This is a genomic window from Cytobacillus solani (genome assembly GCF_006704205.1).
Lineage (GTDB): Bacteria > Bacillota > Bacilli > Bacillales > Cytobacillaceae > Cytobacillus > Cytobacillus solani.
Genome location: NZ_CP041305.1, coordinates 1544417 through 1567975 on the forward strand (window position 1 = coordinate 1544417; position 23559 = coordinate 1567975).

The following is a 23559-nucleotide window of genomic DNA, read 5'->3' on the forward strand; positions in this document are numbered from 1 at the left end:
TACGGTTACTCAATTATGATGATAAACTTCTACTACTTTTGAATGAGAATTCATTTAGGACGCATAAAAAACGAAGACAAATTGGCTCCAATTTCCATCACTATTTCTTTTCAATCACTTGTATCCATTTATAATAACCTATTAATATAAGTAGTAATATCGGGTCAAACACTGCAGAATACTCCAACCTCCACCAGCCATATTCAAAATAGCCCCACGGAGGCGGAAGCTGGACAATACTTTCATAAAGTAATATGACTCCTACCCATATAGCCAAGTATAAGCATTTTTTCATAAAGGAACGTTTAAAAGGAAACCAGTTTAAAAATAGGATATTAACAGGAGGGACTAATATTGTGTAGGCAGGAAAGGCTTCCCAATCAATTCCTTTCGTTATATACCAATAGCCATGATATTTTAAATCGATAAAAATATCAAAAGTTAATTGGAATGAAATCGTGAAGAACCAGATGTGGACCATTTGATTCATAGTCAGATTCTTCTTTACAAAAAAAACGATCGTATTGATTGCTATAACAGAAAGGATTAATCCAATCATTCCAGCCCTCCTTGCCTGTTGTCCATTTATGATTTTGCATCTAACTTATATTAATAGTATTACCGATTGAACTATTGGTTTATGCTGACATTTATAAGACTAAAAAAAACGAAGATGTTACATATATAACATCTCCGTTCTCCCATTTCTTAAAAATCGATATTAAATTTATAACCTAAGCCACGTATAGACACAATATAAGGATAGTCCGAAAATCCAGCGATTTTCTCCCTGAGATTTTTAATATGGACGTCCACTGTCCTTTCGTTTATAACCTTTTCATTTTTCTTATATAATTCATTAATAATTTGTTCCCTTGATAATATCTGATCTGGATGTGTCATAAAAAGATACAAAAGCCGATACTCAAAATGGGTTAATTGAATTTCATAATCATGAAATTTTACGATCCCCTTTATCGGCTTGATTGTCAGTCCTTTAAAGCTTAGCTTGCTGCAGCGGTTAACGGTTCTTCTCAAGACAGTCTCTATTCTTATCAATAGCTCTTCAGAGTTTAGCGGTTTCACAATATAGTCATCTGCACCCATCTTCAGCCCTTGTATTTTGTCTTGGTCAGCACCTTTCGATGATTGTATGATAATAGGAACATTGTTAGAATTCTGGTTGCGAACCCAAGTACAAAAGTCTAACCCATTCATATCAGGAAGTTCTGTTTCAAGCAGGACGAAACAGGGGTCATACTTTAAAAATTTCATTTTGGCTTCTTCTCCATTCTCGGCCTCTATAATCTCAAAGCCATTTTTGGATAAATACCAATTAAGCTCAACCCGGTTTTCTTCGCTCTCATCAATAAGAAGAATCGTCTTTCCTCTCAGCTTCCCATCTTCCATAACAATCACCACATTTCTCTTATACAGTAAAACTAGCTTTATATTAAACTTCTATTTATCAGATTTCTTCTTGCCCGCTAAAGTTTCATAGGCTGCATCATCTGGTGCATCTCCATTCGGCCAGTCATGAATTTTGTTTGGAAAGTCTGGACGCTCCATTGAATTGATGTATGCTGCGATATTCATCGCTTGTTCTTCTGTAAGAGAACCTGCCTCATAATCACCTACGGGCGCCTTTGGCATATACTTTTGAATGTAGCCAGCAGCTGTTCGAACTCTAGCCATCCCGGCACCAATATTGTATGAGTTATCTCCCCAAAGTGCAAGTCCTGTTGCTCCGCCAGCACCATCTTCCCCATGACAAGTGATACATGCTTGCTGATAAAGTTCTCTTCCTTCATCTACATTCACTTTTGATAAATCGCCTTCTGCCTTTTTAAGCTTAGCCCACGGACGATCAGTCGTACCTTCTGGAACATTTGTTGAAATATAATTATAATATGCAACCATTGCCTTCATTTCTTCTCCCTCTTTAGGAAGGGGCTTTCCATTCATACTTCTTATAAAGCATCCGTTAATTCGATCCTCTATACTTACTTCTCGTCCGGCACGAGGATTATATTGTGGATATGTTTTTGAGATTCCAACTAAATCCAGAGAATCACCAACTCCTCCATTCGCATGGCAGCTGGCACAACTTAATGTATTGCCGACATACCCGTCTAAAACACTGCTTGTTTCATTATGATATTTTTGTCCTAGCTTAATTAATTCGCCTTCTTCCCCTTCTGGCACCTCTTCCATACTTGGCGGAGCATATGGATGAGTCTTTTCTTCTACTTTTGGTTCAGAACTCGCCAATTCCGTCTTTGCTGGCTTATCCTTTACATAAATATAAAGATACGTAAAGCCGGCTATCATCGTAACAATGATGGCCATTATTGGTAAGAACATCGGATTTTTAACTTTCATATTCATTCTCCTTTCGACTGCTGTTCATTTGGCATTTACTATGATTGAAATCACAAGTAAATTGTCTAAAAGGAGTGTTAAGAGTTGGTTAATTTGTCGTGAGCGTTTCGTGAACTTTGCAGTGAAAGGTATAGATTTCATATATTCTTCATATTTCAGAGCAGACTATATTTTATGCTTACTCAGAAAAATTCTGCTATATACTAACTTCTATAGAAAAGGTTTCCTTCAATCCTTTTTCACCTTTAGATGTAACTTTAATTGCTCTTGTTTTTGGTAAACGTTCTACCCAGTTTAATTCTAATAACCTTTCTAAAAGGGCATTTCCAAGTGCTCCAGCAAGGTGGTGCCGCCTTTCACTCCAATCCAGGCATTTGTGTGAAAATGAACGCCTCTTTGTCCCAACCTTTTTGAGATCAATTTGAAAATCAGCAAGGAACTCCTTTCCCTTTTCTGTAACTGTGAATTCTTTCGGTCCCTCATAAAGAATGCCTTCTTGAATAAGAGCATCTGTCAATTGCACGCCAAGTCCCCCTGCAAGATGGTCATAACAAGTCCTCGCTAAGCGTATGGCCTTATCTTCAGAAGCTTGTTTGAATGATTTAATTTCAATTGGCGGTGCAATTAATAGCAAGGATTCCATAACCTGAGCAACATCTTGATCTTGAATGCCATAATAGCGATGTCTTCCATGCTTCTCTACTGCCACTATATTTGCGCTGACCATTTTTGTTAAATGAAAGCTTGCTGTTTGTGGTTTAATTCCAGCCATATATGCTAATTCACTTACCGGATGATATCTGCCATCCATTAGGACAGTTAATATTGCTGCACGTGAAGGTTCACTAACAAGACTAGCAATAATCGCTACATTGGGATTTGCATTCACATAACCCCCTCCTTCTCATTGTATTCCATATTTCGATGGAGATTAGAATATTACTATTTTACAATAAATAAGAACATATAAGTAGGAGGAGAATAAAAATGGAAACTGCCTATCAAGCACTAAACATAGAAAGAATTCAGCCTAGCATTCTATACTATGGAACTCCCGTAATCTTATTAAATACACTAAATGAGGATGATTCCGTAAATATTAGCCCTATATCATCATCGTGGGCATTAGGGGATTGCATCATTTTGGGCATTGGTCTTGGAGGAAAAGCCATCGAAAATTTAGAACGACATCCTGAATGTGTAATCAACATTCCAAGTCCTTCATTATGGAGAAATGTTGAATCATTAGCACACTACACCGGAAAGAATCCCGTTCCCGAATTTAAGAAAAAAGTAGGGTTTGAGTATGGGAAAGATAAGTATGCCATTAGTGGATTATCACCAATTGAATCTAAGACTGTGAAACCTTCTCGAATTATGGAATGTCCTTTACAAATTGAAGCAGCAGTGAATAACATTCGGATTCCCGAGCATACCCCTGATTTTGCCATTGTGGAGACAAAGGCAATACACATCCATGCTCATAAAGATATTATTATTGGAGAAAATCATATTGATCCAAACAAGTGGAGTCCAATTATATATAATTTCCGTCATTATTTTAGCCTTAGTCATCAGCTGGGAAAAACATTTAGAGCGGAGATATAGTATTTGTTTAAAATAAAGGGGAAAGTCACCCTATCCCTAAAAATAGAGGGTAAGGTGACTTTCTTTTCCCATAAAGGAGTACTTTTATAAATGATAAAACCATATTTATTCCTTTTTATAATAATCCTGTGCATGATAGGCTTTAAATCCACAAGACTCATATAATTTTAATGCGTGCGCATTCTTTGCTTCTACTTCTAGAAAAATCGAAAATCCATTCTTATCTTCATTTAAAATGACGTTTGTTAACGCTTTTCGTCCAATGCCTTTGCCTTGATATTCAGGGAAAATAGCAAATCCGTAAATCCAAGCTTCTCCATTTAGATGAGAGATCCGCATTTTGCCAGAAGAAATCCCATTCGCTTCAATGATATAAAATTGATCCGTATTTTCCCGCTTGATTCTTTCATTATATTCTCGTGCATCCTCTTCTTCAAAGTTGAAGCACTGGACATCTAATTGGACTTCTGTTTCAAAATCATCGGGACTTGATAACCTTAATACCACATCCTCTTTATAAGAGAGTTCCGTTTCTTCCCATTTCATCTGATGCTCTGAAAATGCATAAGAACATGGAATGGATTGCAGAAAGCCTTTTCCAGATTCAGAATTGGATGGAGCATTCAAGAGAATATGCGAAGTTCCCCGTTCCTTCAACACATTTTCTGCCTTGCGATAAAGCTTAGTAAATATGCCTTTTCTCCGATAATCTGGTGCAACCATCCCACAAGCTTCCACTTTATTTCCAAACCCGTACAAACCTAGAAAACCAACTAACTTTCCATCTTCATAATGAAAAAAGTCATTTCCTTCATTTTCCTCACGTGATTGGAGCATATCCCAATTCAATTTCAATTCGAAGGGTTCACCCTTCTCACAAACATACTGTAGTTCCTTAATATCTGTTAACTGTTTCGCTGTCAGCATTCTTTACCTCCCTAAATTAAGCGATAGTAACTTATTCTTTATTTCTAGCATAAAATCCTTTTTATGAGTTTGTTGACATTGTTTGGGTAATTGCTAAGGAAAATAGAAATTAAAACAGCCGATTTTACCTTTAAGGAATCGGCTGTTTTATCTGTCTTACATTTATTGTCCGGTAATTTGGATCCGTTCTGAGTGAATCGGAAGAAAGTAGGTGACAAATCAGACCTATCATTTCCTCCAAATGAAAAATAGATGAAAAGAGTTGCGAATAAAACTAAATCATAACCGGAAAACTCAAACTCCTAATCCTTTCATTTAAGCTGTTCATTCAACACACTATCTTCTAAAACCGAAAATTTATCTCCATATACTCTCGTTAAATGTGTTTCACCCCATGCACATAGTAGATTAAGGATCCCTTCTAAGCTTCGTCCATATTCACTGAGTTCGTATTCTACTTTTGGTGGAACTTGATTGTACACGATTCGATTGATGACACCATCTTCTTCTAGCTCGCGCAGCTGTTGGGTGAGCATTTTTTGTGTGATAGTTGGCATGAGCCGCTTTAATTCGCTAGTTCGTTTTTTTCCGTGAGTTAGATGGCAGAGAATCACACACTTCCACTTTCCACCAATGACTTCTAATGTCGCTTCAACAGAAATATTGTATTTCTTTTTTTGCATTCTTGTCCTCCTCCTTACAGGCACCAAAAAGTACCTATATTACTTTTTGGTTTCTATATAACTTTAAAGTACGTACTTTTCTTTATGTCCTATATATCTCATAATAACATTTGCTGGCCGATTCATTCTATACTTTCTTTCAAAATATATTATTCGCCGAAAAGAAAGTTTCCATTTGTATAACAGAAAAAAGGAGGAAATAATATGGCTTTAAGTAAAAAGCAAAGCACGTTCGCGTTGCTTGCTTTAGCAGTTAGTGCCTTTGCAATCGGAACGACTGAATTCATCAGTGTCGGGTTGCTTCCGCTTATTGCAAATGATTTAAGTATTCCGGTTACCACGGCAGGATTAACTGTCTCTTTATATGCTTTAGGGGTAACGTTTGGAGCTCCTATTTTGACATCTTTGACATCGAGAATGTCACGCAAGTCATTATTACTTTGGATTATGATTGTCTTTATTATTGGTAATACTCTTGCCGCAATCTCTACAACAATTGGGCTCTTGCTAGTGGCACGTGTGATTTCAGCATTTTCACATGGGGTCTTCATGTCAATAGGATCGACAATAGCTGCCGATTTAGTTCCGGAAAATCGCAGAGCTAGTGCGATATCAATTATGTTTACAGGTCTTACAGTAGCTACGGTAACTGGTGTACCATTTGGAACCTTTATTGGTCAACAGCTAGGCTGGAGAACAGCTTTTATAACCATTGTTATCATTGGTGTCATTGCCTTTATTGCAAATAGCATTCTTGTTCCATCTAATTTACGAAAAGGAGTAAAAACTACCTTTCGTGATCAGCTTAAGCTTGTGAAAAATGGCCGGCTATTGCTTTTATTCATCATTACAGCATTAGGATATGGCGGAACATTTGTCGTATTTACATTCTTATCCCCATTGCTTCAAGACATCACGGGGTTTAAAGAAGGAACCGTGGCTGTCATTTTATTAGTTTATGGAATTGCGATTGCGATTGGGAATATGATTGGAGGGAAGTTATCGAATCAAAATCCAATTGGTGCATTGTTCTATATGTTTATTGTACAGGCAGTTGTCTTATTTATTCTGATGTATACAGCACCATTTAAAATTGCTGGTTTAATAACGATTCTATTGATGGGTCTGTTAGCATTTATGAATGTCCCGGGCTTACAAGTATATGTTGTCATGCTGGCTGAGCGCTTTGTCCCTAGTGCGGTTGATGTAGCATCAGCTATAAATATTGCTGCATTTAATGCCGGGATTGCGATTGGCTCCTATTTAGGCGGTCTCATAACAGACTCGATAGGGCTCATCCAGACATCTTGGATTGGAGCACTTATGGTTTTAACGGCTGCAGTCTTAACTGGATTTAGCAGAGCATTAGAACGAAAAGATCAAGTAAGTAAAATATAATAAAATTTTGGAGGGTTTAAAGATGATGGTTAAAAATTTACAAGATACAACAACTTTGCATAATGGTGTGAAAATGCCTTGGTTTGGAATTGGAGTTTTTAAAGTCGAAGAGGGTCCTGAATTAGTGAACGCGGTAAAAATAGCGATTAAACATGGATATCGCAGTGTGGATACAGCAGCGATTTATGAGAATGAAAAAGGTGTTGGCAAAGGGATCCAAGAAGGTTTAAAAGATGCAAGCATATCAAGAGAAGAGCTATTTGTTACTTCAAAGGTTTGGAACGCGGATTTAGGATATGAATCAACATTGCTGCTTATGAAGCAAGCTTAAAGAAACTTGGCTTAGAGTATTTAGATTTATATTTGATTCATTGGCCGGTTGCAGGAAAATATAAGGATGCTTGGAGAGCGTTAGAAACTCTTTATAAAGAAGGCCGAGTAAAAGCAATTGGTGTAAGTAATTTTCAAATTCATTATTTAGAAGACTTAATGAAGGATGCTGAAATCAAGCCGATGATCAATCAAGTAGAATGCCATCCACGATTAACTCAAAAAGAGCTGAAAGCATTTTGTGAAGACAACGGCATTCAGCTAGAAGCATGGTCACCATTAATGCAAGGTCAGTTACTAGATAACGAAGTTTTACAGGAAATTGCGAACAATCATAATAAATCTGTCGCCCAAATTATTTTGCGTTGGGACTTGCAAAACGGGGTTGTTACCATTCCAAAATCAACAAAAGAGCATCGTATTGTTGAAAATGCGAATGTATTTGACTTTGAATTGACGAAAGAAGAAATGGAAATCGTTGATGGATTAAATCAAAATCTTCGTGTAGGGCCAGATCCAGATAACTTTGATTTTTAATTTAAAAGAACTCGGACTCCGAGTTCACAGAGTGTAGAGAAAGAGTATTTTTTCTCTACACTTTTTTAATGATTGTCTTCAAATTGATTTCTTCTCCTTTAATTATTTTTTATAATATAGAGGTTTACTCCCGTATAACTAGTTGACATATTTGTATTATTCGAAGATAAAAAAGCCTGGAGACACCCCCAAGCCTTCAATAGTTCATATTCTCTTATTATTTAGATTCCGTATCTTGCTTCGGATCTGGCTGTTTTCCCTTCTCTTTTAACTCTTTATTCGTATCCATACTCTCCATTACTTTTCCATTTTCCTTCATTTCCTTGAAATTCTGTACCATCGTGCCGTTCATTGGTTTCAGAGTCTCTTTCATCTCTCTCTTCATTACACTCACCTCAAGTTATTATTTGATTTGATGAAAAGATTACTGAACTTTTTCATTGAAAAATTGAACAGAATATTGAGCTCCTTCACTTACCATATTATTATCCTCGATATCCCACGGATGTGGGTGTCCCCCTTTTTCAATTGGGAGATTTTCACTTTTATCAAAAGGAGTCGGCTTTACCTTTCGTTTCCAATCCCTTAGCACATCTTTAGCAAGGATTCGGTTTGGTTTAGACGATAACCATATGGCTGCCGCTGATGCTCCTACCCCTATACCTACTACCGTTAATGATTTTACAAGTGAAGCTTGTTTCATAATAAGTCCTCCTCGTCTATTATGTTTTAAGCTTTCTTAATGAATCATTCTATCTATTTCTCTACTAGATGTATTCCCTATTTCTATCAAATTAAACATTTTTCTTTTCACATGATTTCAAATGCATAATATTTATTTTATAAATATTGAATATATTATTCTATAATTATAGAATATAGAGAAATAAAATAAATGAGGTGCTATATTTGGATATTTTAAATCTTACAGGCAGAAAGAGAGAAACTTACCAAATTCAGCTAGAATACTCCCTTTTGTGGGAATGTGCATTAGGGATCGCAGCCATTACCAATACACCGCTTATTAAAACGTTAGATAAACCTCCCGCGTATTGGACTGATATTAGAAATTCTGCACCAAAAGAGTTATTGCAGCATTTAGACTTTGTCGAGAAGAATAATACGTGGAAAGCGCTACTCCAACTGCTGCATAAAAAGCCATTCATCCAGCTATCCGAATTTACAACGTATATAGAAGATCTCCCGAATATAGATTTAAAGTTTATTTGTTTGCCATTTATAGGCACCCACTATCAAGAAATCAGGCACAGTGCAGCAATCGGTGTGCAAACTGCAATGAAAGAAATGCAGCGCTTAACGAACGAACATCCTTATTTGCCTCACTATATAGCATTTATTTGTCAAGTAGATGGAAATCTCCTGAAAGAACATCTTATCTATGTCATGACAGGCTGGTACGGAACAGTTATAAATAATTGGCCTGAAAAGCTTTTGGCTATTTTACAAACGGATTATGAAGCGAAGAAATTAATGGCAGAAAAAATGGAATCTGAAGAATTCGTAGAATGGGCAACTGGCGGGGTTACTTATATACCAGAACCAAGCATACATACAGTCATTTTAATTCCACAATATATATACCGCCCATGGAATATCGAAGCAGATATAGAGGGAGCAAAGGTTTTCTATTATCCCATAGCCAATGAAAGTATCTCTCCCAATGATAAATACACACCTAATCACTTTTTTGTTCTTAAACATAAGGCATTAGGAGATGAGGTTCGAATGCGAATTATCAAAATGCTTAATGAGCATGACCGTACCTTACAGGAGCTTACTTCACAATTGAATATTGGAAAATCTACGATCCACCATCACCTTAAGATTCTTAGAGCAGCTAAACTAGTAGAAACGTTCCAATCCAAATATTCACTTAAAAGAAACGCACTCGAAGGATTAGCAAAAGAGTTAGATCTGTATTTAAATCAATGATAAGGCTATAGGTGGGAGATATATGAGGAACAGTATTTTTAAAAATCGATCGTTTGTATTTGTATGGATTGGAAATGCAATCTCTGAATTTGGCGGTGCTTTTGGGACCTTTTGCAATTCAATTCTTATTTATCAGCTTACTGGTTCCACAATGGCACTTGGGAGTATGTGGCTATTATATTTTCTCCCGTCCCTTATTCTCCAATTATTCATTGGTCCCTTTATCGATCGCTGGAGTCGAAAATGGATTATGGTCTTTTCTCAATGGGCTAGGGGGGGAATTTTTCTCATTCCGCTTGTTTCCTTACTAACAGGAACTCTCGAACCCTGGCATATTTTCGCAGTCCAAATCTTCGTAGGCTTGATTACGCCCGTATACACACCAGCGAATCAGGCAATCATCCCTTTCATTGTGGCAAAAGAACAGCTAAATACAGCTAATGCCTATTTAGATGGAACCGTAAGACTGATGACTTTTATGGCTCCAATTGCTGGAGGAGTAGTGGTGGAATACTTTGGTGTAAAACTAACTCTTTTCTTTGTAAGTGGGTTCCTTCTGGCAAGCGGTACACTATTACTATTTATAAAAGAGGAAAAGACCTCTCAAAATGAGCGAAAAACTTGGTTACAGCAATTTACTGAAGGAATATCCTACTTTTTCAAGCAGCCTATCATAGTTTGGCTAGGAATCTTTCTTGCTTTTGTTCAATTTGGAGTGGGCGCTGCCATGGTCATCAATCTTCCCTACATAACTACTGAGTTATCAGGTACCTATGCAGAATATGGTTATTTTATGGCAAGCTTCCCTCTTGGTTATGTAATCGGATCTATGTTAATCGGGAAAATCAAATACAAAAGCCGGCGAGTGATCATGCTAGGATCACTGGTTATAGGCGGATTTACTTATCTATTCCTTGCCATTAATCATAGTATGTATGTTGCATATATGACAGAGGCTATTGCCGGTATTGCCATGGCAATTTTCGGAGTACATAATATATCCATCTTTCAGCAAATAATACCAAACCATTTAATGGGGAAGGTCATTTCTGTAAGGCTTTTTATTATTCGTGGTGCAATGCCTTTAGGGGTAGCCGCAGGCAGCGTATTAAGTGAGCTATGGGGGATAAGGCCATTATATCTATTAATAGGATCACTCATTTGTTGTGTCTCTTTAATAGGTATCTTTCTCCCATATTTTAAATTTATTGATAATCCAATAAAAAAGGAGATGGCTTCATAATAAGAAGCTCTATAAACAAGCTGCCGTAATTGGCAGCTTTCTAATGAATCTAATCAATCAATGCTTCATTCATACGCTCAAGAAGTTCACCAAATATCTCTTTCTCTTTATTTGACCAGTTGTCTAACATTGCATGATAGCGCTCAATTCTCATTTTTTTGTCTATTATTAATTTTTCCCTGCCTATATCCGTAAGTCTAAATAAACTCACCCTTCCATCCGTTGGATCTGAAAAACGCGAAATATATCCTTTTGCTTCAATAGCAGATGCTTGTCTAGAAAGAGTTGATATATCTAAATTAAAGGTTTCAGCCAAAGCTTTTAATCGAGATGGACCAAATTCATCTAGATGCCTTAATAATAAATAGACAGATCTCTCTAAATGCCCAATTTTTTTATCGGAAATATCTAAATAAACAGCTCGTCGGATTAATGTAGTAAGTTCATATTCTATACGTTCAACTGCTTTTTGGTTTTCTTTTTGCAATGGATTCCCCTCCGCTTATATTTTATACAATTTAATTGATGATTGACAAATCGGCATTTACTTGTATAATACAAACATATACTTGTATCTTACAAGTATATGTTTGTAAAGTAAAGGTCTTAATTATCATCATCACGATTTCACATGAAAAAGGAGGCAGCTGTTCTTTATTTAAAGAACAGCAGTATTATGAAGGGACTACAAATTATCTACCAAATTGCAATCTTATATGCTTTCACATGGATTGGAAATGTTTTTCATCATATTTTCCCTATCCCTATTCCAGGAAGTATTATTGGTCTAATTCTATTACTTATTTGTTTATCACTTAAAATTATTCCATTGAAGATCATAGAGAATGGAGCAAACTTTTTATTAGCCTATCTGCCATTATTATTTATTCCTGCCATGATCGGAATTATGAATTACCCGTCACTATTCTCTATCAGCGGAGCGATCTTATGTTTGATCGGCATTGTTAGCACTATTGTGACCATGCTGGTGTCAGGAACAGCCAGCCAATTTTTAGAAAAGAAGACACTAAAACGAAAGGATAATAAAAAATGCAGCAGTCACTTATCGCAATCATTATAATTCTTGGAACTGTTGTTGTTTACTTAGCAATGGCGAAAATCTATGCAAGGCTTCCCTATCCGATTTTAATTCCCGTCCTTACTGCAACAACTCTCAACATTCTGCTTCTATTACTTACTAATATTTCGTATGATGAGTATATGATTGGCGGTAAGTGGATTAATTCTTTATTAGGACCAGCAGTTGTTGCATTGGCCTATCCACTTTATAAAAACCGCCACATATTAATAAGCTACATCTATCCAATTATTGTTGGTGTTCTAATTGGATTGTTTTCCGGTATGATCAGCGGAATCTTAATTGCAAAGGTTTTTGGAATAAACCGTGACTTAATTCTATCCATAATTCCAAAGTCAATTACTACACCTGTAGCCATTCAGATTGCTACAGATTTGGGTGTTGAGCCTTCTATGACAATGGTATTTGTCATGATTGCCGGTTTTTCTGGTGTTATTCTAGGGCCATTATTTTTAAAATGGAGCCGCATTAATAGCTCTATTGGCAGAGGGATTGCCTTTGGAAGTGCATCACATGCTCTCGGCACCTCGAAGGCATTTGAATATGGCGAACTGACAGCGTCCATCAGCTCTGTTTCTATGACATTATGTGCTGTTCTTGGGTCCATATTTGGACCCATTGTTGCATGGGCTTTTCATATTTAGAATCTCTGAAAAAGGAGACATTAAATGAGGCAATTACCGAACAAATTTGTACAAACAATCAAGTCTGTCCACAAAGAGAACGGTGAACAATGGCTGAAGCGTTTTAATAAGCTCATTGAGGAATGTGAGGAGCGCTGGGACATCCAGATCATGCCTCCATTCCCTTTGTCTTATAATTTCGTTGCGCCTGCTGTGCAAAAGGATGGGAAAGAAGTCGTTGTTAAGCTTGTCATTCCTGGTGAGGAATTCAATGCAGAGGTTTACACGATACAGCAATTTAACGGTCGTGGAATGGTGGGGATCATTGATGTGGATCTCAAAAAAGGAATTCTCATTCTTGAACGACTAACTCCAGGAAAAATGTTAGCATCCATAGAAGATGATGAAGCAGCGACACGTATTGCTTCAAGAGTCATGAAAGCATTGTGGGTTCCAGCATCGGATACTCTGCAAATTCCTACTAGTGAAGATAGGGAAAAAGCTTTATTAAACATATTGATAGAAAACCCTGAAGGAATTGGTCCCATTACAAAAGAGACGCTTCAGGAAGCAGCTAAAACATTTACAGCATTGAATAGATCAATAGAAAAGCCATACTTGCTTCATGGCGATCTTCATCATTACAATATATTGAATGCTGGCAGCGATTCATGGGCAGCCATTGACCCTAAAGGATTAATTGGTGATAGAGAATATGATGTCATTCAATTTTTATTGAATCGGCTGCCTGCAGAAAATTTGTCAGCTTTGATTGACAAGCGTATAGCCCTTTTAGCAGAGGAATTAGATCTCGATACTCATAGAATTTATTCATGGGGATTTGCCCATTCCGTTTTAGCCACATGTTGGTCTATTGAAGACCATGGGAATTATGATGAAGCTTTTTTTCATTCGATACAATACTTTTGGGACCATCGCCGACCTATTTAAGGGATCGGGTAAGATGGTCCTTTTTAATGACTCCGATTAATAAGCTTTCCTTCCTTTGGAATCCTCCCTTCAGCAATCCAGTCTTTAATGATTTGATTGAAAAAGGCCGGATTTGCGAGAGACAGTCCATGTCCTATATTTGGGATAATCATGCCTATACAATTTGGATTCCTCTGCACAATATCGATTGCTGACTTCTTCATTACGGCTTTCTCTTTTTCACCTACAGTAACCAATATCTGCGCCCTTGCTTCATGGAAATGATCGGGTATCTCAAATGACATATTTTCCTCTAGTATTCGAATCAAAGTATCAGATTTCATTTGACAGGTTTCTTTATAATAGATTTCAAAATTATCCTTCCCAATATAAAGTGTTCTTGCCTGAATTCTTGAAAATGACTGATTTTTGATAAGGGGAAATGTAAGTTTAATAGAGGGGCTGATCCACTTTTTCACCCAAAGCATAGGCCTTACTAGCGCACTATTGATCATTGCATAATCGATTAATTCTGGTTTCATGCTTAACATTTGAATGGTTACCTGAGCGCCTAATGAAAATCCAATTACAATCACTTGCTTTCCATCTGCTTTTTCTTGAACTAATTCAATTAGTTTTTCAGCAGAGTTTTTTATCGAAAAGTACGTTCCATCATCGCTCTTCCCTTGCTCAGGCAAATCTGGGACAATGCAATGATAATGCATGAAGAATTGAACCTGCTTATCCCACATCCAGCCGGTCACTCCTCCGCCATGCAAAAAAAGCATTAATGCGGCTTTTTTATCTCCGTATTCTTTATAATGCAATCGTTAGATCCTCCTTTAAGTACAGAATAAGTACGTTTGTACAATTCCAGGGTTTGGTACTTGTTTTTCTATTGCCTTTCCAGCCCATTTTTTTAGTTTTTCATCGTATACTCCTGCTTTTTTTAATAAAGGGGTTACTTACTATTTCTACTATATTTCAAATCATCCTTCTTTTTATGGCCTAGATATGTGAAAAGGGACATGGTGACTTTTCACCTTGTCCCTTTTCAACCCCTAATTTTCTGATGTGTATTTGATTTTAATCTTTTTATCCTGTTCAGGGGCTCGGATCGAATCAAAGCGCAAGTATAGTTTTTTAGGGTCTGCAAAGTAATGGCTTTCCAAATAGATAATTCGCTCATTCTCACTTATCCATGTATCCCGAACTGTATTCCTATTCCAGAATTCTCCTTTTTTATCCTCCAGCCTAAGCCGGAAAAGTCCTGACGAGGCGATTGAAGCCTGGAATAATATTAAAAGACTTTCTGGGAGTAATAAATATATTTCCTTATAAAAAGTAGTTGTGTGAAAAAAAAGAAACACGGAGGGATGTATATGGATAAGATTGTTTATACGATTCAGCCCCCTGATAATTTTTAGGGATTGTTGAAAATATATGAATCATTAGGTTGGAATTCTCTAAAATTAACTTTCAATGATTTAGAGAAAATGTGTAAACAAAGCTGGTTTGCAGTGTACGCTTTTGATGAAAAACAGTTAGTTAGGATAGGATAAGTTATTTCTGATGGTGTTATTACTGCCATTATATGTGGAGTTTGTGTAATGCCTGGTTATCAGTCCATGAGAATTATAAAACAGATTGTGACGGGGCCACATTGTAGTTTGGGTTATATAATTCTTCTTCTATTGCAGCATCGATCTCAAATCAATGAATAATTTCAGTGAATGTTGCTGTAAGAGTGAATCGGCCGCACATTGATTGCTAACACCTCAATGATCTATTTTGAAATATTGTACCAAATTAACAGGCAGCAAAAAAGGATAGCTAACCATACTAATGCACTATGGTCAGCTATCCTTTTACTTATTATTTGAATTACTTTTTTACGCGCCTTAGAGGATTCGAACCTCTGACCGTACGCTTAGAAGGCGTATGCTCTATCCAGCTGAGCTAAAGGCGCATGATATATGTATGGCGGAGAAGGAGGGATTTGAACCCTCGCGCCGGTTACCCGACCTACACCCTTAGCAGGGGCGCCTCTTCAGCCTCTTGAGTACTTCCCCAATTATAAAAATGGCTCCGCAGGTAGGACTCGAACCTACGACCGATCGGTTAACAGCCGATAGCTCTACCACTGAGCTACTGCGGAATAATAAATCATTTATGGTGGGCCTAAATGGACTCGAACCATCGACCTCACGCTTATCAGGCGTGCGCTCTAACCAGCTGAGCTATAGGCCCATTATATTATAAATAATGGAGCGGGTGAAGGGAATCGAACCCTCGACAACAGCTTGGAAGGCTGTGGTTTTACCACTAAACTACACCCGCATATTAAAATTGGAGGCAGCAACCGGATTTGAACCGGTGATAAAGGTTTTGCAGACCTCTGCCTTACCACTTGGCTATGCCGCCTTAAAAAATAATGGCTGGGCTAGCTGGATTCGAACCAACGCATGTCGCAGTCAAAGTGCGATGCCTTACCGCTTGGCTATAGCCCATTGAAATATCATCATCAATTACATCATTGAAAAATCTACATGATCTAACCAATTCTATATAAATTACTCAAATGGGGCGGCTGATGGGAATCGAACCCACGAATGTCGGAACCACAATCCGATGCGTTAACCACTTCGCCACAACCGCCATATTTAGAATGAAAATGGTGGAGGGGGGCAGATTCGAACTGCCGAACCCGAAGGAGCGGATTTACAGTCCGCCGCGTTTAGCCACTTCGCTACCCCTCCATATTGAATGAAGGTTAAAAAAGGATAAAAAAAATGGTGGCTCAGGACGGAATCGAACCGCCGACACAAGGATTTTCAGTCCTTTGCTCTACCGACTGAGCTACTGAGCCACACAATAAACTATATATTAACAGTAGGTCCCTACTGGAAAAAATATGGCGGTCCGGACGGGACTCGAACCCGCGACCTCCTGCGTGACAGGCAGGCATTCTAACCAACTGAACTACCGGACCATATTGCGGGGACAGGATTTGAACCTGCGACCTTCGGGTTATGAGCCCGACGAGCTACCGAACTGCTCCACCCCGCGATAGTAATACTATAAATTTTTAATTATGCTATTATCTTACAGTTAAAATAACCGCCCCGATTTCGGGAAGATTATTCAAGCAGCAGCTCAATCGGTGCGCTGAAGTAATTCCTTCGAAGCGTTTTCGATCGTGCTCCACCCCGCGATAGTAATATTAAATTAAATGGAGGAGGAAAGGGGATTCGAACCCCTGCGCGGTTTGACCCGCCTGTCGGTTTTCAAGACCGATCCCTTCAGCCGGACTTGGGTATTCCTCCGAAAAAATAAACAAAGCAGCTAAAATAGAACTGCCTATTTGAAGTAAGTTTATGGTGGAGCCTAGCGGGATCGAACCGCTGACCTCCTGCGTGCAAGGCAGGCGCTCTCCCAGCTGAGCTAAGGCCCCATAAAATATGAATGGTCGGGAAGACAGGATTCGAACCTGCGACCCCTTGGTCCCAAACCAAGTGCTCTACCAAGCTGAGCTACTTCCCGTTTTTATGGCGCGCCCGAAAGGAGTCGAACCCATAACCTTCTGATCCGTAGTCAGACGCTCTATCCAATTGAGCTACGGGCGCTATTTTTTAAAGTGGTGCCGAGGACCGGAATCGAACCGGTACGGTAGTCACCTACCGCAGGATTTTAAGTCCTGTGCGTCTGCCAGTTCCGCCACCCCGGCAAATAATTGGAGCGGAAGACGGGATTCGAACCCGCGACCCCCACCTTGGCAAGGTGGTGTTCTACCACTGAACTACTTCCGCAAATAAAATGATGCGGGTGAAGGGAGTCGAACCCCCACGCCTTGCGGCGCTAGATCCTAAGTCTAGTGCGTCTGCCAGTTCCGCCACACCCGCATTATTTAAATGGTGAGCCATGAAGGACTCGAACCTTCGACCCTCTGATTAAAAGTCAGATGCTCTACCGACTGAGCTAATGGCTCCAAAACGAAATTTTATTTCCTAATCTTTGATATCAGTCCTAATTGTGTTCCAAATCCCTGCGTGATTTGTCACAGATTGCTACAACTTGCTATTCAAGGATGAATGCTTCGACCTGCAAGTCTCCGCAATCCTCTACCGACTGAGCTAATGGATCTTTTTAGGAAACATGCCGGCCAGAGGACTTGAACCCCCAACCTACTGATTACAAGTCAGTTGCTCTACCAATTGAGCTAGGCCGGCATAATAAAATTATGGTGGAGGATGACGGGATCGAACCGCCGACCCTCTGCTTGTAAGGCAGATGCTCTCCCAGCTGAGCTAATCCTCCAAAATGGTGACCCCTACGGGATTCGAACCCGTGTTACCGCCGTGAAAGGGCGGTGTCTTAACCGCTTGACCAAGGGGCCCATATTAAATTAGACGAAAAAAATAGCCCAACATTAGGGCCTAGCCTGGCGGCGTCCTACTCTCACAAGGGGACAGCCCCTAACTACCATTGGCGCTGAGAAGCTTAACTGCCGTGTTCGGGATGGGAACGGGTGTGACCTTCTCGCTATCGCCACCAGACTATTTTTAGTTAAAGGATTATTCCTTCAAAACTAGATAACAGACAGACATCATGTAATTCATTTTGGTTAAGTCCTCGACCGATTAGTATTTGTCAGCTCCACGTGTCACCACGCTTCCACCTCAAACCTATCAACCTGATCATCTTTCAGGGGTCTTACTAGCTTGACGCTATGGGAAATCTCATCTCGAGGGGGGCTTCATGCTTAGATGCTTTCAGCACTTATCCCTTCCGCACATAGCTACCCAGCGATGCTCTTGGCAGAACAACTGGTACACCAGCGGTGCGTCCATCCCGGTCCTCTCGTACTAAGGACAGCTCCTCTCAAATTTCCTGCGCCCACGACGGATAGGGACCGAACTGTCTCACGACGTTCTGAACCCAGCTCGCGTACCGCTTTAATGGGCGAACAGCCCAACCCTTGGGACCGACTACAGCCCCAGGATGCGATGAGCCGACATCGAGGTGCCAAACCTCCCCGTCGATGTGGACTCTTGGGGGAGATAAGCCTGTTATCCCCGGGGTAGCTTTTATCCGTTGAGCGATGGCCCTTCCATGCGGAACCACCGGATCACTAAGCCCGACTTTCGTCCCTGCTCGACTTGTAGGTCTCGCAGTCAAGCTCCCTTATGCCTTTACACTCTTCGAATGATTTCCAACCATTCTGAGGGAACCTTTGGGCGCCTCCGTTACTTTTTAGGAGGCGACCGCCCCAGTCAAACTGCCCACCTGACACTGTCTCCTGCCCCGATCAGGGGCATGGGTTAGAATTTCAATACAGCCAGGGTAGTATCCCACCGATGCCTCCACCGAAGCTGGCGCTCCGGCTTCCAAGGCTCCTACCTATCCTGTACAAGCTGTACCGAAATTCAATATCAGGCTACAGTAAAGCTCCACGGGGTCTTTCCGTCCTGTCGCGGGTAACCTGCATCTTCACAGGTACTATAATTTCACCGAGTCTCTCGTTGAGACAGTGCCCAGATCGTTACGCCTTTCGTGCGGGTCGGAACTTACCCGACAAGGAATTTCGCTACCTTAGGACCGTTATAGTTACGGCCGCCGTTTACTGGGGCTTCAATTCAGAGCTTCGCGTGAGCTAACCCCTCCTCTTAACCTTCCAGCACCGGGCAGGCGTCAGCCCCTATACTTCGCCTTGCGGCTTCGCAGAGACCTGTGTTTTTGCTAAACAGTCGCCTGGGCCTATTCACTGCGGCTTTTCAGGGCTATTCACCCTAAAAAGCACCCCTTCTCCCGAAGTTACGGGGTCATTTTGCCGAGTTCCTTAACGAGAGTTCTCTCGCTCACCTTAGGATTCTCTCCTCGCCTACCTGTGTCGGTTTGCGGTACGGGCACCTTATCCTCACTAGAGGCTTTTCTTGGCAGTGTGGAATCAGGAACTTCGGTACTATATTTCCCTCGCTGTCACAGCTCAGCCTTCACGCAAACGGGATTTTCCTCGCTTGCAGCCTAACTGCTTAGACGCACATATCCAGCAGTGCGCTTACCCTATCCTCCTGCGTCCCCCCATTGCTCAAACGGAGTTTGGTGGTACAGGAATATCAACCTGTTGTCCATCGCCTACGCTTTTCAGCCTCGGCTTAGGTCCCGACTAACCCTGAGCGGACGAGCCTTCCTCAGGAAACCTTAGGCATTCGGTGGATGGGATTCTCACCCATCTTTCGCTACTCATACCGGCATTCTCACTTCTAAGCGCTCCACCAGTCCTTGCGGTCTAGCTTCAACGCCCTTAGAACGCTCTCCTACCACGGACATCGTAGATGTCCATCCACAGCTTCGGTGATACGTTTAGCCCCGGTACATTTTCGGCGCAGAGTCACTCGACCAGTGAGCTATTACGCACTCTTTAAATGGTGGCTGCTTCTAAGCCAACATCCTGGTTGTCTAAGCAACTCCACATCCTTTTCCACTTAACGTATACTTTGGGACCTTAGCTGGTGGTCTGGGCTGTTTCCCTCTTGACTACGGATCTTATCACTCGCAGTCTGACTCCCATGGATAAGTCTTTGGCATTCGGAGTTTGTCTGAATTCGGTAACCCGATGGGGGCCCCTAGTCCAAACAGTGCTCTACCTCCAAGACTCTTTCTACATGAGGCTAGCCCTAAAGCTATTTCGGAGAGAACCAGCTATCTCCAAGTTCGATTGGAATTTCTCCGCTACCCACACCTCATCCCCGCACTTTTCAACGTGCGTGGGTTCGGTCCTCCATTCAGTGTTACCTGAACTTCAACCTGGACATGGGTAGATCACCTGGTTTCGGGTCTACGACCACATACTCATTCGCCCTATTCAGACTCGCTTTCGCTGCGGCTCCGTCTATTCAACTTAACCTTGCATGTAATCGTAACTCGCCGGTTCATTCTACAAAAGGCACGCTATCACCCATAAACGGGCTCTAACTACTTGTAGGCACACGGTTTCAGGATCTCTTTCACTCCCCTTCCGGGGTGCTTTTCACCTTTCCCTCACGGTACTGGTTCACTATCGGTCACTAGGGAGTATTTAGCCTTGGGAGATGGTCCTCCCTGCTTCCGACGGGATTTCTCGTGTCCCGCCGTACTCAGGATCCACTCTGGAGGGAACGAAGTTTCAACTACAGGGCTTTTACCTTCTCTGGCCGGCCTTTCCAGACCTGTTCATTTACCTCGCTCCTTTGTAACTCCGTGTAGAGTGTCCTACAACCCCAAGAGGCAAGCCTCTTGGTTTGGGCTAATCCCGTTTCGCTCGCCGCTACTCAGGGAATCGCGTTTGCTTTCTCTTCCTCCGGGTACTTAGATGTTTCAGTTCCCCGGGTCTGCCTTCAATACCCTATGTATTCAGGTAAAGATTCTATCCCATTACGGATAGAGGGTTCCCCCATTCGGAAATCTCCGGATCAAAGCTTACTTACAGCTCCCCGAAGCATATCGGTGTTAGTCCCGTCCTTCATCGGCTCCTAGTGCCTAGGCATTCACCGTGCGCCCTTTCTAACTTAACCTAGTTCGGTCAACGATAAGCTTCACATCTCTTCGTCATCTTCGTTCGTCAGCATCCTCACGTACACACTACGTACGTTCCGGTGCTTCCTCGCTCGATTCCTCGACCTGTTCGCTTCTCATTTCCCTCACGGTTCACAATCTTATAAATAAGAAAGAAAACCTAAGTTTGTTTAAAAAAGAACTTACTTTTATGATGTCTTGTCAATTTGTTATCTAGTTTTCAAGGAACAAGTTTTGAGAGTTAGTTCTCTCAAAACTAAACAAAGCAAGAAACGTCTTTTAATGAAGATAGACTTCATTTCATCCTTAGAAAGGAGGTGATCCAGCCGCACCTTCCGATACGGCTACCTTGTTACGACTTCACCCCAATCATCTGTCCCACCTTAGGCGGCTGGCTCCTTGCGGTTACCCCACCGACTTCGGGTGTTACAAACTCTCGTGGTGTGACGGGCGGTGTGTACAAGGCCCGGGAACGTATTCACCGCGGCATGCTGATCCGCGATTACTAGCGATTCCGGCTTCATGCAGGCGAGTTGCAGCCTGCAATCCGAACTGAGAATGGTTTTATGGGATTGGCTAAACCTCGCGGTCTTGCAGCCCTTTGTACCATCCATTGTAGCACGTGTGTAGCCCAGGTCATAAGGGGCATGATGATTTGACGTCATCCCCACCTTCCTCCGGTTTGTCACCGGCAGTCACCTTAGAGTGCCCAACTGAATGCTGGCAACTAAGATCAAGGGTTGCGCTCGTTGCGGGACTTAACCCAACATCTCACGACACGAGCTGACGACAACCATGCACCACCTGTCACTCTGTCCCCCGAAGGGGAACGTCCTATCTCTAGGATTGTCAGAGGATGTCAAGACCTGGTAAGGTTCTTCGCGTTGCTTCGAATTAAACCACATGCTCCACCGCTTGTGCGGGCCCCCGTCAATTCCTTTGAGTTTCAGCCTTGCGGCCGTACTCCCCAGGCGGAGTGCTTAATGCGTTTGCTGCAGCACTAAAGGGCGGAAACCCTCTAACACTTAGCACTCATCGTTTACGGCGTGGACTACCAGGGTATCTAATCCTGTTCGCTCCCCACGCTTTCGCGCCTCAGTGTCAGTTACAGACCAGAAAGTCGCCTTCGCCACTGGTGTTCCTCCAAATCTCTACGCATTTCACCGCTACACTTGGAATTCCACTTTCCTCTTCTGCACTCAAGTCTCCCAGTTTCCAATGACCCTCCCCGGTTGAGCCGGGGGCTTTCACATCAGACTTAAGAAACCACCTGCGCGCGCTTTACGCCCAATAATTCCGGACAACGCTTGCCACCTACGTATTACCGCGGCTGCTGGCACGTAGTTAGCCGTGGCTTTCTGGTTAGGTACCGTCAAGGTACCGCCCTATTCGAACGGTACTTGTTCTTCCCTAACAACAGAGTTTTACGATCCGAAAACCTTCATCACTCACGCGGCGTTGCTCCGTCAGACTTTCGTCCATTGCGGAAGATTCCCTACTGCTGCCTCCCGTAGGAGTCTGGGCCGTGTCTCAGTCCCAGTGTGGCCGATCACCCTCTCAGGTCGGCTACGCATCGTCGCCTTGGTAAGCCGTTACCTCACCAACTAGCTAATGCGCCGCGGGCCCATCTGTAAGTGATAGCCGAAGCCATCTTTCAGCTTTTCTACATGAGTAGAAAAGGATTATCCGGTATTAGCTCCGGTTTCCCGAAGTTATCCCAGTCTTACAGGCAGGTTGCCCACGTGTTACTCACCCGTCCGCCGCTAATCTTTGGGAGCAAGCTCCCTCAGATTCGCTCGACTTGCATGTATTAGGCACGCCGCCAGCGTTCGTCCTGAGCCAGGATCAAACTCTCCAATAAAGAGTAAGATTAGCTCTTAAGTTTACTACTTGAATTAAACGTTGACGTTTTTGCTTTGTTTAGTTTTCAAAGAACTATTTTGTGACAGGATACTAATATATCATTTTATTTCAATAGTGTCAAATGCTTTTTTGAAATATTCTTCTGTTTCATCAACAGAGGAATTTGATTTTACCATAGATTACTAGAGCTCGTCAACTACAAGAAGATAAAACTTATTTTGCATTTTTTCTTCTAGCTGAGATTTACTATATTAATATTCTATTTTATAGAAGTCAATAGTATTACCAAATATATTTGTATAAACAATAACCTGTGATGCGTCAACCCCTTTCCAAATAAATAATACTCTCACTCTTTTTTCAAACACCTCAATCACCCCTTTTAAACTCGGACGACTTTTATATTAAATACGTTTCAAGCTTTTCTCC

At 41.1% G+C, this 23559-nt stretch carries 17 protein-coding genes, 23 tRNA genes, 3 rRNA genes and 2 pseudogenes; 9 read left to right on the forward strand and 36 right to left on the reverse strand.

The features are described from left to right. Window positions 1-100 precede the first annotated feature (100 nt). From FI644_RS07815 to FI644_RS07830, 4 genes are all read right to left on the reverse strand, one after another. Entirely contained in the window at window positions 101-559 is a 459-nt protein-coding gene (locus FI644_RS07815; protein WP_056681976.1) for a hypothetical protein, read from the reverse strand. 149 nt (window positions 560-708) lie between these two features. Then, the gene (locus FI644_RS07820) at window positions 709-1410 is read right to left on the reverse strand and encodes a response regulator transcription factor (RefSeq protein WP_053478223.1); all 702 of its coding nucleotides are present in this window, start codon (window positions 1408-1410) and stop codon (window positions 709-711) included. Window positions 1411-1461: 51 nt separating this feature from the next. Next, on the reverse strand, window positions 1462-2382 hold the full coding sequence (locus FI644_RS07825; RefSeq protein ID WP_053478206.1) for a c-type cytochrome: 921 nt from the start codon (window positions 2380-2382) through the stop codon (window positions 1462-1464). Between the two features lie 196 nt (window positions 2383-2578). Beyond that, window positions 2579-3271: an ArsR/SmtB family transcription factor gene (locus FI644_RS07830; RefSeq protein ID WP_053478207.1), complete on the reverse strand. Its 693-nt coding sequence runs from the start codon at window positions 3269-3271 to the stop codon at window positions 2579-2581. A 98-nt stretch (window positions 3272-3369) separates the two neighbouring features. Between FI644_RS07830 and FI644_RS07835 the strand changes: the two genes are divergently transcribed. Then, window positions 3370-3990 (forward strand): flavin reductase family protein, encoded by a 621-nt coding sequence (locus FI644_RS07835; RefSeq protein ID WP_053478208.1) that lies wholly within the window; start codon window positions 3370-3372, stop codon window positions 3988-3990. A gap of 105 nt (window positions 3991-4095) precedes the next feature. Here FI644_RS07835 and FI644_RS07840 read toward each other — a convergent pair whose 3' ends face one another. Both FI644_RS07840 and FI644_RS07845 read right to left on the reverse strand, forming a co-directional pair. Then, window positions 4096-4917 carry a GNAT family N-acetyltransferase gene (locus tag FI644_RS07840; RefSeq protein WP_053478209.1) on the reverse strand — a complete coding sequence of 274 codons (822 nt, stop codon included), beginning with the start codon at window positions 4915-4917 and terminating at the stop codon, window positions 4096-4098. Between the two features lie 311 nt (window positions 4918-5228). Further along, window positions 5229-5600 carry a winged helix-turn-helix transcriptional regulator gene (locus FI644_RS07845; RefSeq protein ID WP_053478210.1) on the reverse strand — a complete coding sequence of 124 codons (372 nt, stop codon included), beginning with the start codon at window positions 5598-5600 and terminating at the stop codon, window positions 5229-5231. A 204-nt stretch (window positions 5601-5804) separates the two neighbouring features. Between FI644_RS07845 and FI644_RS07850 the strand changes: the two genes are divergently transcribed. Then, window positions 5805-6998, forward strand: coding sequence for an MFS transporter (locus FI644_RS07850; protein ID WP_053478211.1), 1194 nt, complete (start codon window positions 5805-5807; stop codon window positions 6996-6998). A gap of 25 nt (window positions 6999-7023) precedes the next feature. After that, a pseudogene (locus FI644_RS07855) lies at window positions 7024-7865 on the forward strand (aldo/keto reductase). A gap of 217 nt (window positions 7866-8082) precedes the next feature. Here the strand turns inward: FI644_RS07855 and FI644_RS26275 are convergent. Together FI644_RS26275 and FI644_RS07860 are read right to left on the reverse strand one after the other, a co-directional pair. Further along, window positions 8083-8250: a hypothetical protein gene (locus FI644_RS26275; RefSeq protein WP_156319161.1), complete on the reverse strand. Its 168-nt coding sequence runs from the start codon at window positions 8248-8250 to the stop codon at window positions 8083-8085. 39 nt (window positions 8251-8289) lie between these two features. Then, window positions 8290-8568 (reverse strand): YbyB family protein, encoded by a 279-nt coding sequence (locus FI644_RS07860; protein WP_053478212.1) that lies wholly within the window; start codon window positions 8566-8568, stop codon window positions 8290-8292. 206 nt (window positions 8569-8774) lie between these two features. Between FI644_RS07860 and FI644_RS07865 the strand changes: the two genes are divergently transcribed. Together FI644_RS07865 and FI644_RS07870 are read left to right on the forward strand one after the other, a co-directional pair. Beyond that, window positions 8775-9818 (forward strand): ArsR/SmtB family transcription factor, encoded by a 1044-nt coding sequence (locus tag FI644_RS07865; protein WP_053478213.1) that lies wholly within the window; start codon window positions 8775-8777, stop codon window positions 9816-9818. Between the two features lie 22 nt (window positions 9819-9840). Continuing rightward, window positions 9841-11061 (forward strand): MFS transporter, encoded by a 1221-nt coding sequence (locus FI644_RS07870; RefSeq protein ID WP_142108211.1) that lies wholly within the window; start codon window positions 9841-9843, stop codon window positions 11059-11061. A gap of 49 nt (window positions 11062-11110) precedes the next feature. On the opposite strand, the gene FI644_RS07875 is transcribed toward FI644_RS07870, so the two are convergent. Continuing rightward, window positions 11111-11548 carry a MarR family winged helix-turn-helix transcriptional regulator gene (locus FI644_RS07875; protein WP_053478215.1) on the reverse strand — a complete coding sequence of 146 codons (438 nt, stop codon included), beginning with the start codon at window positions 11546-11548 and terminating at the stop codon, window positions 11111-11113. Window positions 11549-11737: 189 nt separating this feature from the next. On the opposite strand from FI644_RS07875, the gene FI644_RS07880 reads away from it, so the two are divergent. Genes FI644_RS07880 through FI644_RS07890 form a run of 3 tightly spaced genes read left to right on the forward strand, consistent with a single transcriptional unit; the run spans window position 11738 to window position 13734 of the window. Next, window positions 11738-12142, forward strand: a complete 405-nt coding sequence (locus FI644_RS07880; protein ID WP_053478216.1) for a CidA/LrgA family protein — start codon at window positions 11738-11740, stop codon at window positions 12140-12142. Further along, window positions 12112-12804, forward strand: a complete 693-nt coding sequence (locus tag FI644_RS07885) for an LrgB family protein (protein ID WP_142108212.1) — start codon at window positions 12112-12114, stop codon at window positions 12802-12804. Before FI644_RS07880 ends, FI644_RS07885 begins: the two co-directional genes overlap by 31 nt. Window positions 12805-12828: 24 nt before the next feature. Beyond that, a complete protein-coding gene (locus FI644_RS07890; protein ID WP_053478218.1) occupies window positions 12829-13734 on the forward strand; it encodes an aminoglycoside phosphotransferase family protein in 906 nt (301 codons plus the stop codon). A gap of 23 nt (window positions 13735-13757) precedes the next feature. Here the strand turns inward: FI644_RS07890 and FI644_RS07895 are convergent, their stop codons facing one another. Further along, window positions 13758-14501 (reverse strand): alpha/beta fold hydrolase, encoded by a 744-nt coding sequence (locus FI644_RS07895; RefSeq protein ID WP_053478225.1) that lies wholly within the window; start codon window positions 14499-14501, stop codon window positions 13758-13760. Between the two features lie 642 nt (window positions 14502-15143). Here FI644_RS07895 and FI644_RS26810 point away from each other — a divergent pair. Next, window positions 15144-15410: pseudogene (locus FI644_RS26810) on the forward strand (GNAT family N-acetyltransferase); the annotation flags it as partial. 198 nt (window positions 15411-15608) lie between these two features. On the opposite strand, the gene FI644_RS07910 reads toward FI644_RS26810, so the two are convergent. The 26 genes from FI644_RS07910 to FI644_RS08035 form a co-directional block, all read right to left on the reverse strand. After that, window positions 15609-15682 (reverse strand) — tRNA-Arg (locus tag FI644_RS07910). A gap of 12 nt (window positions 15683-15694) precedes the next feature. Then, window positions 15695-15785: transfer RNA gene (locus FI644_RS07915), tRNA-Ser, on the reverse strand. A gap of 11 nt (window positions 15786-15796) precedes the next feature. Continuing rightward, a tRNA-Asn gene (locus tag FI644_RS07920) sits at window positions 15797-15871 on the reverse strand. A 15-nt stretch (window positions 15872-15886) separates the two neighbouring features. After that, window positions 15887-15963 (reverse strand) — tRNA-Ile (locus FI644_RS07925). A gap of 16 nt (window positions 15964-15979) precedes the next feature. Beyond that, a tRNA-Gly gene (locus tag FI644_RS07930) sits at window positions 15980-16053 on the reverse strand. A 10-nt stretch (window positions 16054-16063) separates the two neighbouring features. Then, window positions 16064-16137 (reverse strand) — tRNA-Cys (locus tag FI644_RS07935). Between the two features lie 11 nt (window positions 16138-16148). Next, window positions 16149-16223, reverse strand: a tRNA-Gln gene (locus FI644_RS07940). 72 nt (window positions 16224-16295) lie between these two features. Continuing rightward, window positions 16296-16371 (reverse strand) — tRNA-His (locus FI644_RS07945). A 17-nt stretch (window positions 16372-16388) separates the two neighbouring features. Further along, window positions 16389-16472 (reverse strand) — tRNA-Tyr (locus tag FI644_RS07950). Between the two features lie 34 nt (window positions 16473-16506). Further along, window positions 16507-16582, reverse strand: a tRNA-Phe gene (locus FI644_RS07955). Between the two features lie 46 nt (window positions 16583-16628). Continuing rightward, a tRNA-Asp gene (locus tag FI644_RS07960) sits at window positions 16629-16705 on the reverse strand. A 3-nt stretch (window positions 16706-16708) separates the two neighbouring features. Then, window positions 16709-16782 (reverse strand) — tRNA-Met (locus FI644_RS07965). Window positions 16783-16946: 164 nt separating this feature from the next. Further along, window positions 16947-17039, reverse strand: a tRNA-Ser gene (locus tag FI644_RS07970). Between the two features lie 52 nt (window positions 17040-17091). Continuing rightward, window positions 17092-17167: transfer RNA gene (locus FI644_RS07975), tRNA-Ala, on the reverse strand. Window positions 17168-17179: 12 nt separating this feature from the next. Further along, window positions 17180-17256 (reverse strand) — tRNA-Pro (locus tag FI644_RS07980). Between the two features lie 6 nt (window positions 17257-17262). Then, a tRNA-Arg gene (locus tag FI644_RS07985) sits at window positions 17263-17339 on the reverse strand. Between the two features lie 12 nt (window positions 17340-17351). Then, a tRNA-Leu gene (locus FI644_RS07990) sits at window positions 17352-17440 on the reverse strand. Between the two features lie 7 nt (window positions 17441-17447). Beyond that, window positions 17448-17522 (reverse strand) — tRNA-Gly (locus FI644_RS07995). 11 nt (window positions 17523-17533) lie between these two features. Then, window positions 17534-17615, reverse strand: a tRNA-Leu gene (locus FI644_RS08000). Window positions 17616-17625: 10 nt separating this feature from the next. Next, window positions 17626-17701: transfer RNA gene (locus tag FI644_RS08005), tRNA-Lys, on the reverse strand. A gap of 168 nt (window positions 17702-17869) precedes the next feature. Further along, window positions 17870-17942 (reverse strand) — tRNA-Thr (locus FI644_RS08010). A 12-nt stretch (window positions 17943-17954) separates the two neighbouring features. Beyond that, window positions 17955-18030, reverse strand: a tRNA-Val gene (locus tag FI644_RS08015). Between the two features lie 4 nt (window positions 18031-18034). Continuing rightward, window positions 18035-18109 (reverse strand) — tRNA-Glu (locus FI644_RS08020). 43 nt (window positions 18110-18152) lie between these two features. Beyond that, window positions 18153-18269 (reverse strand): 5S ribosomal RNA (rrf, locus tag FI644_RS08025). Window positions 18270-18333: 64 nt separating this feature from the next. Next, a 23S ribosomal RNA gene (locus tag FI644_RS08030) occupies window positions 18334-21266 on the reverse strand. A 311-nt stretch (window positions 21267-21577) separates the two neighbouring features. Continuing rightward, a 16S ribosomal RNA gene (locus tag FI644_RS08035) occupies window positions 21578-23128 on the reverse strand. The 16S, 23S and 5S rRNA genes sit together here with 23 tRNA genes alongside, the layout of an rRNA operon. Between the last annotated feature and the right edge of the window lie 431 nt (window positions 23129-23559).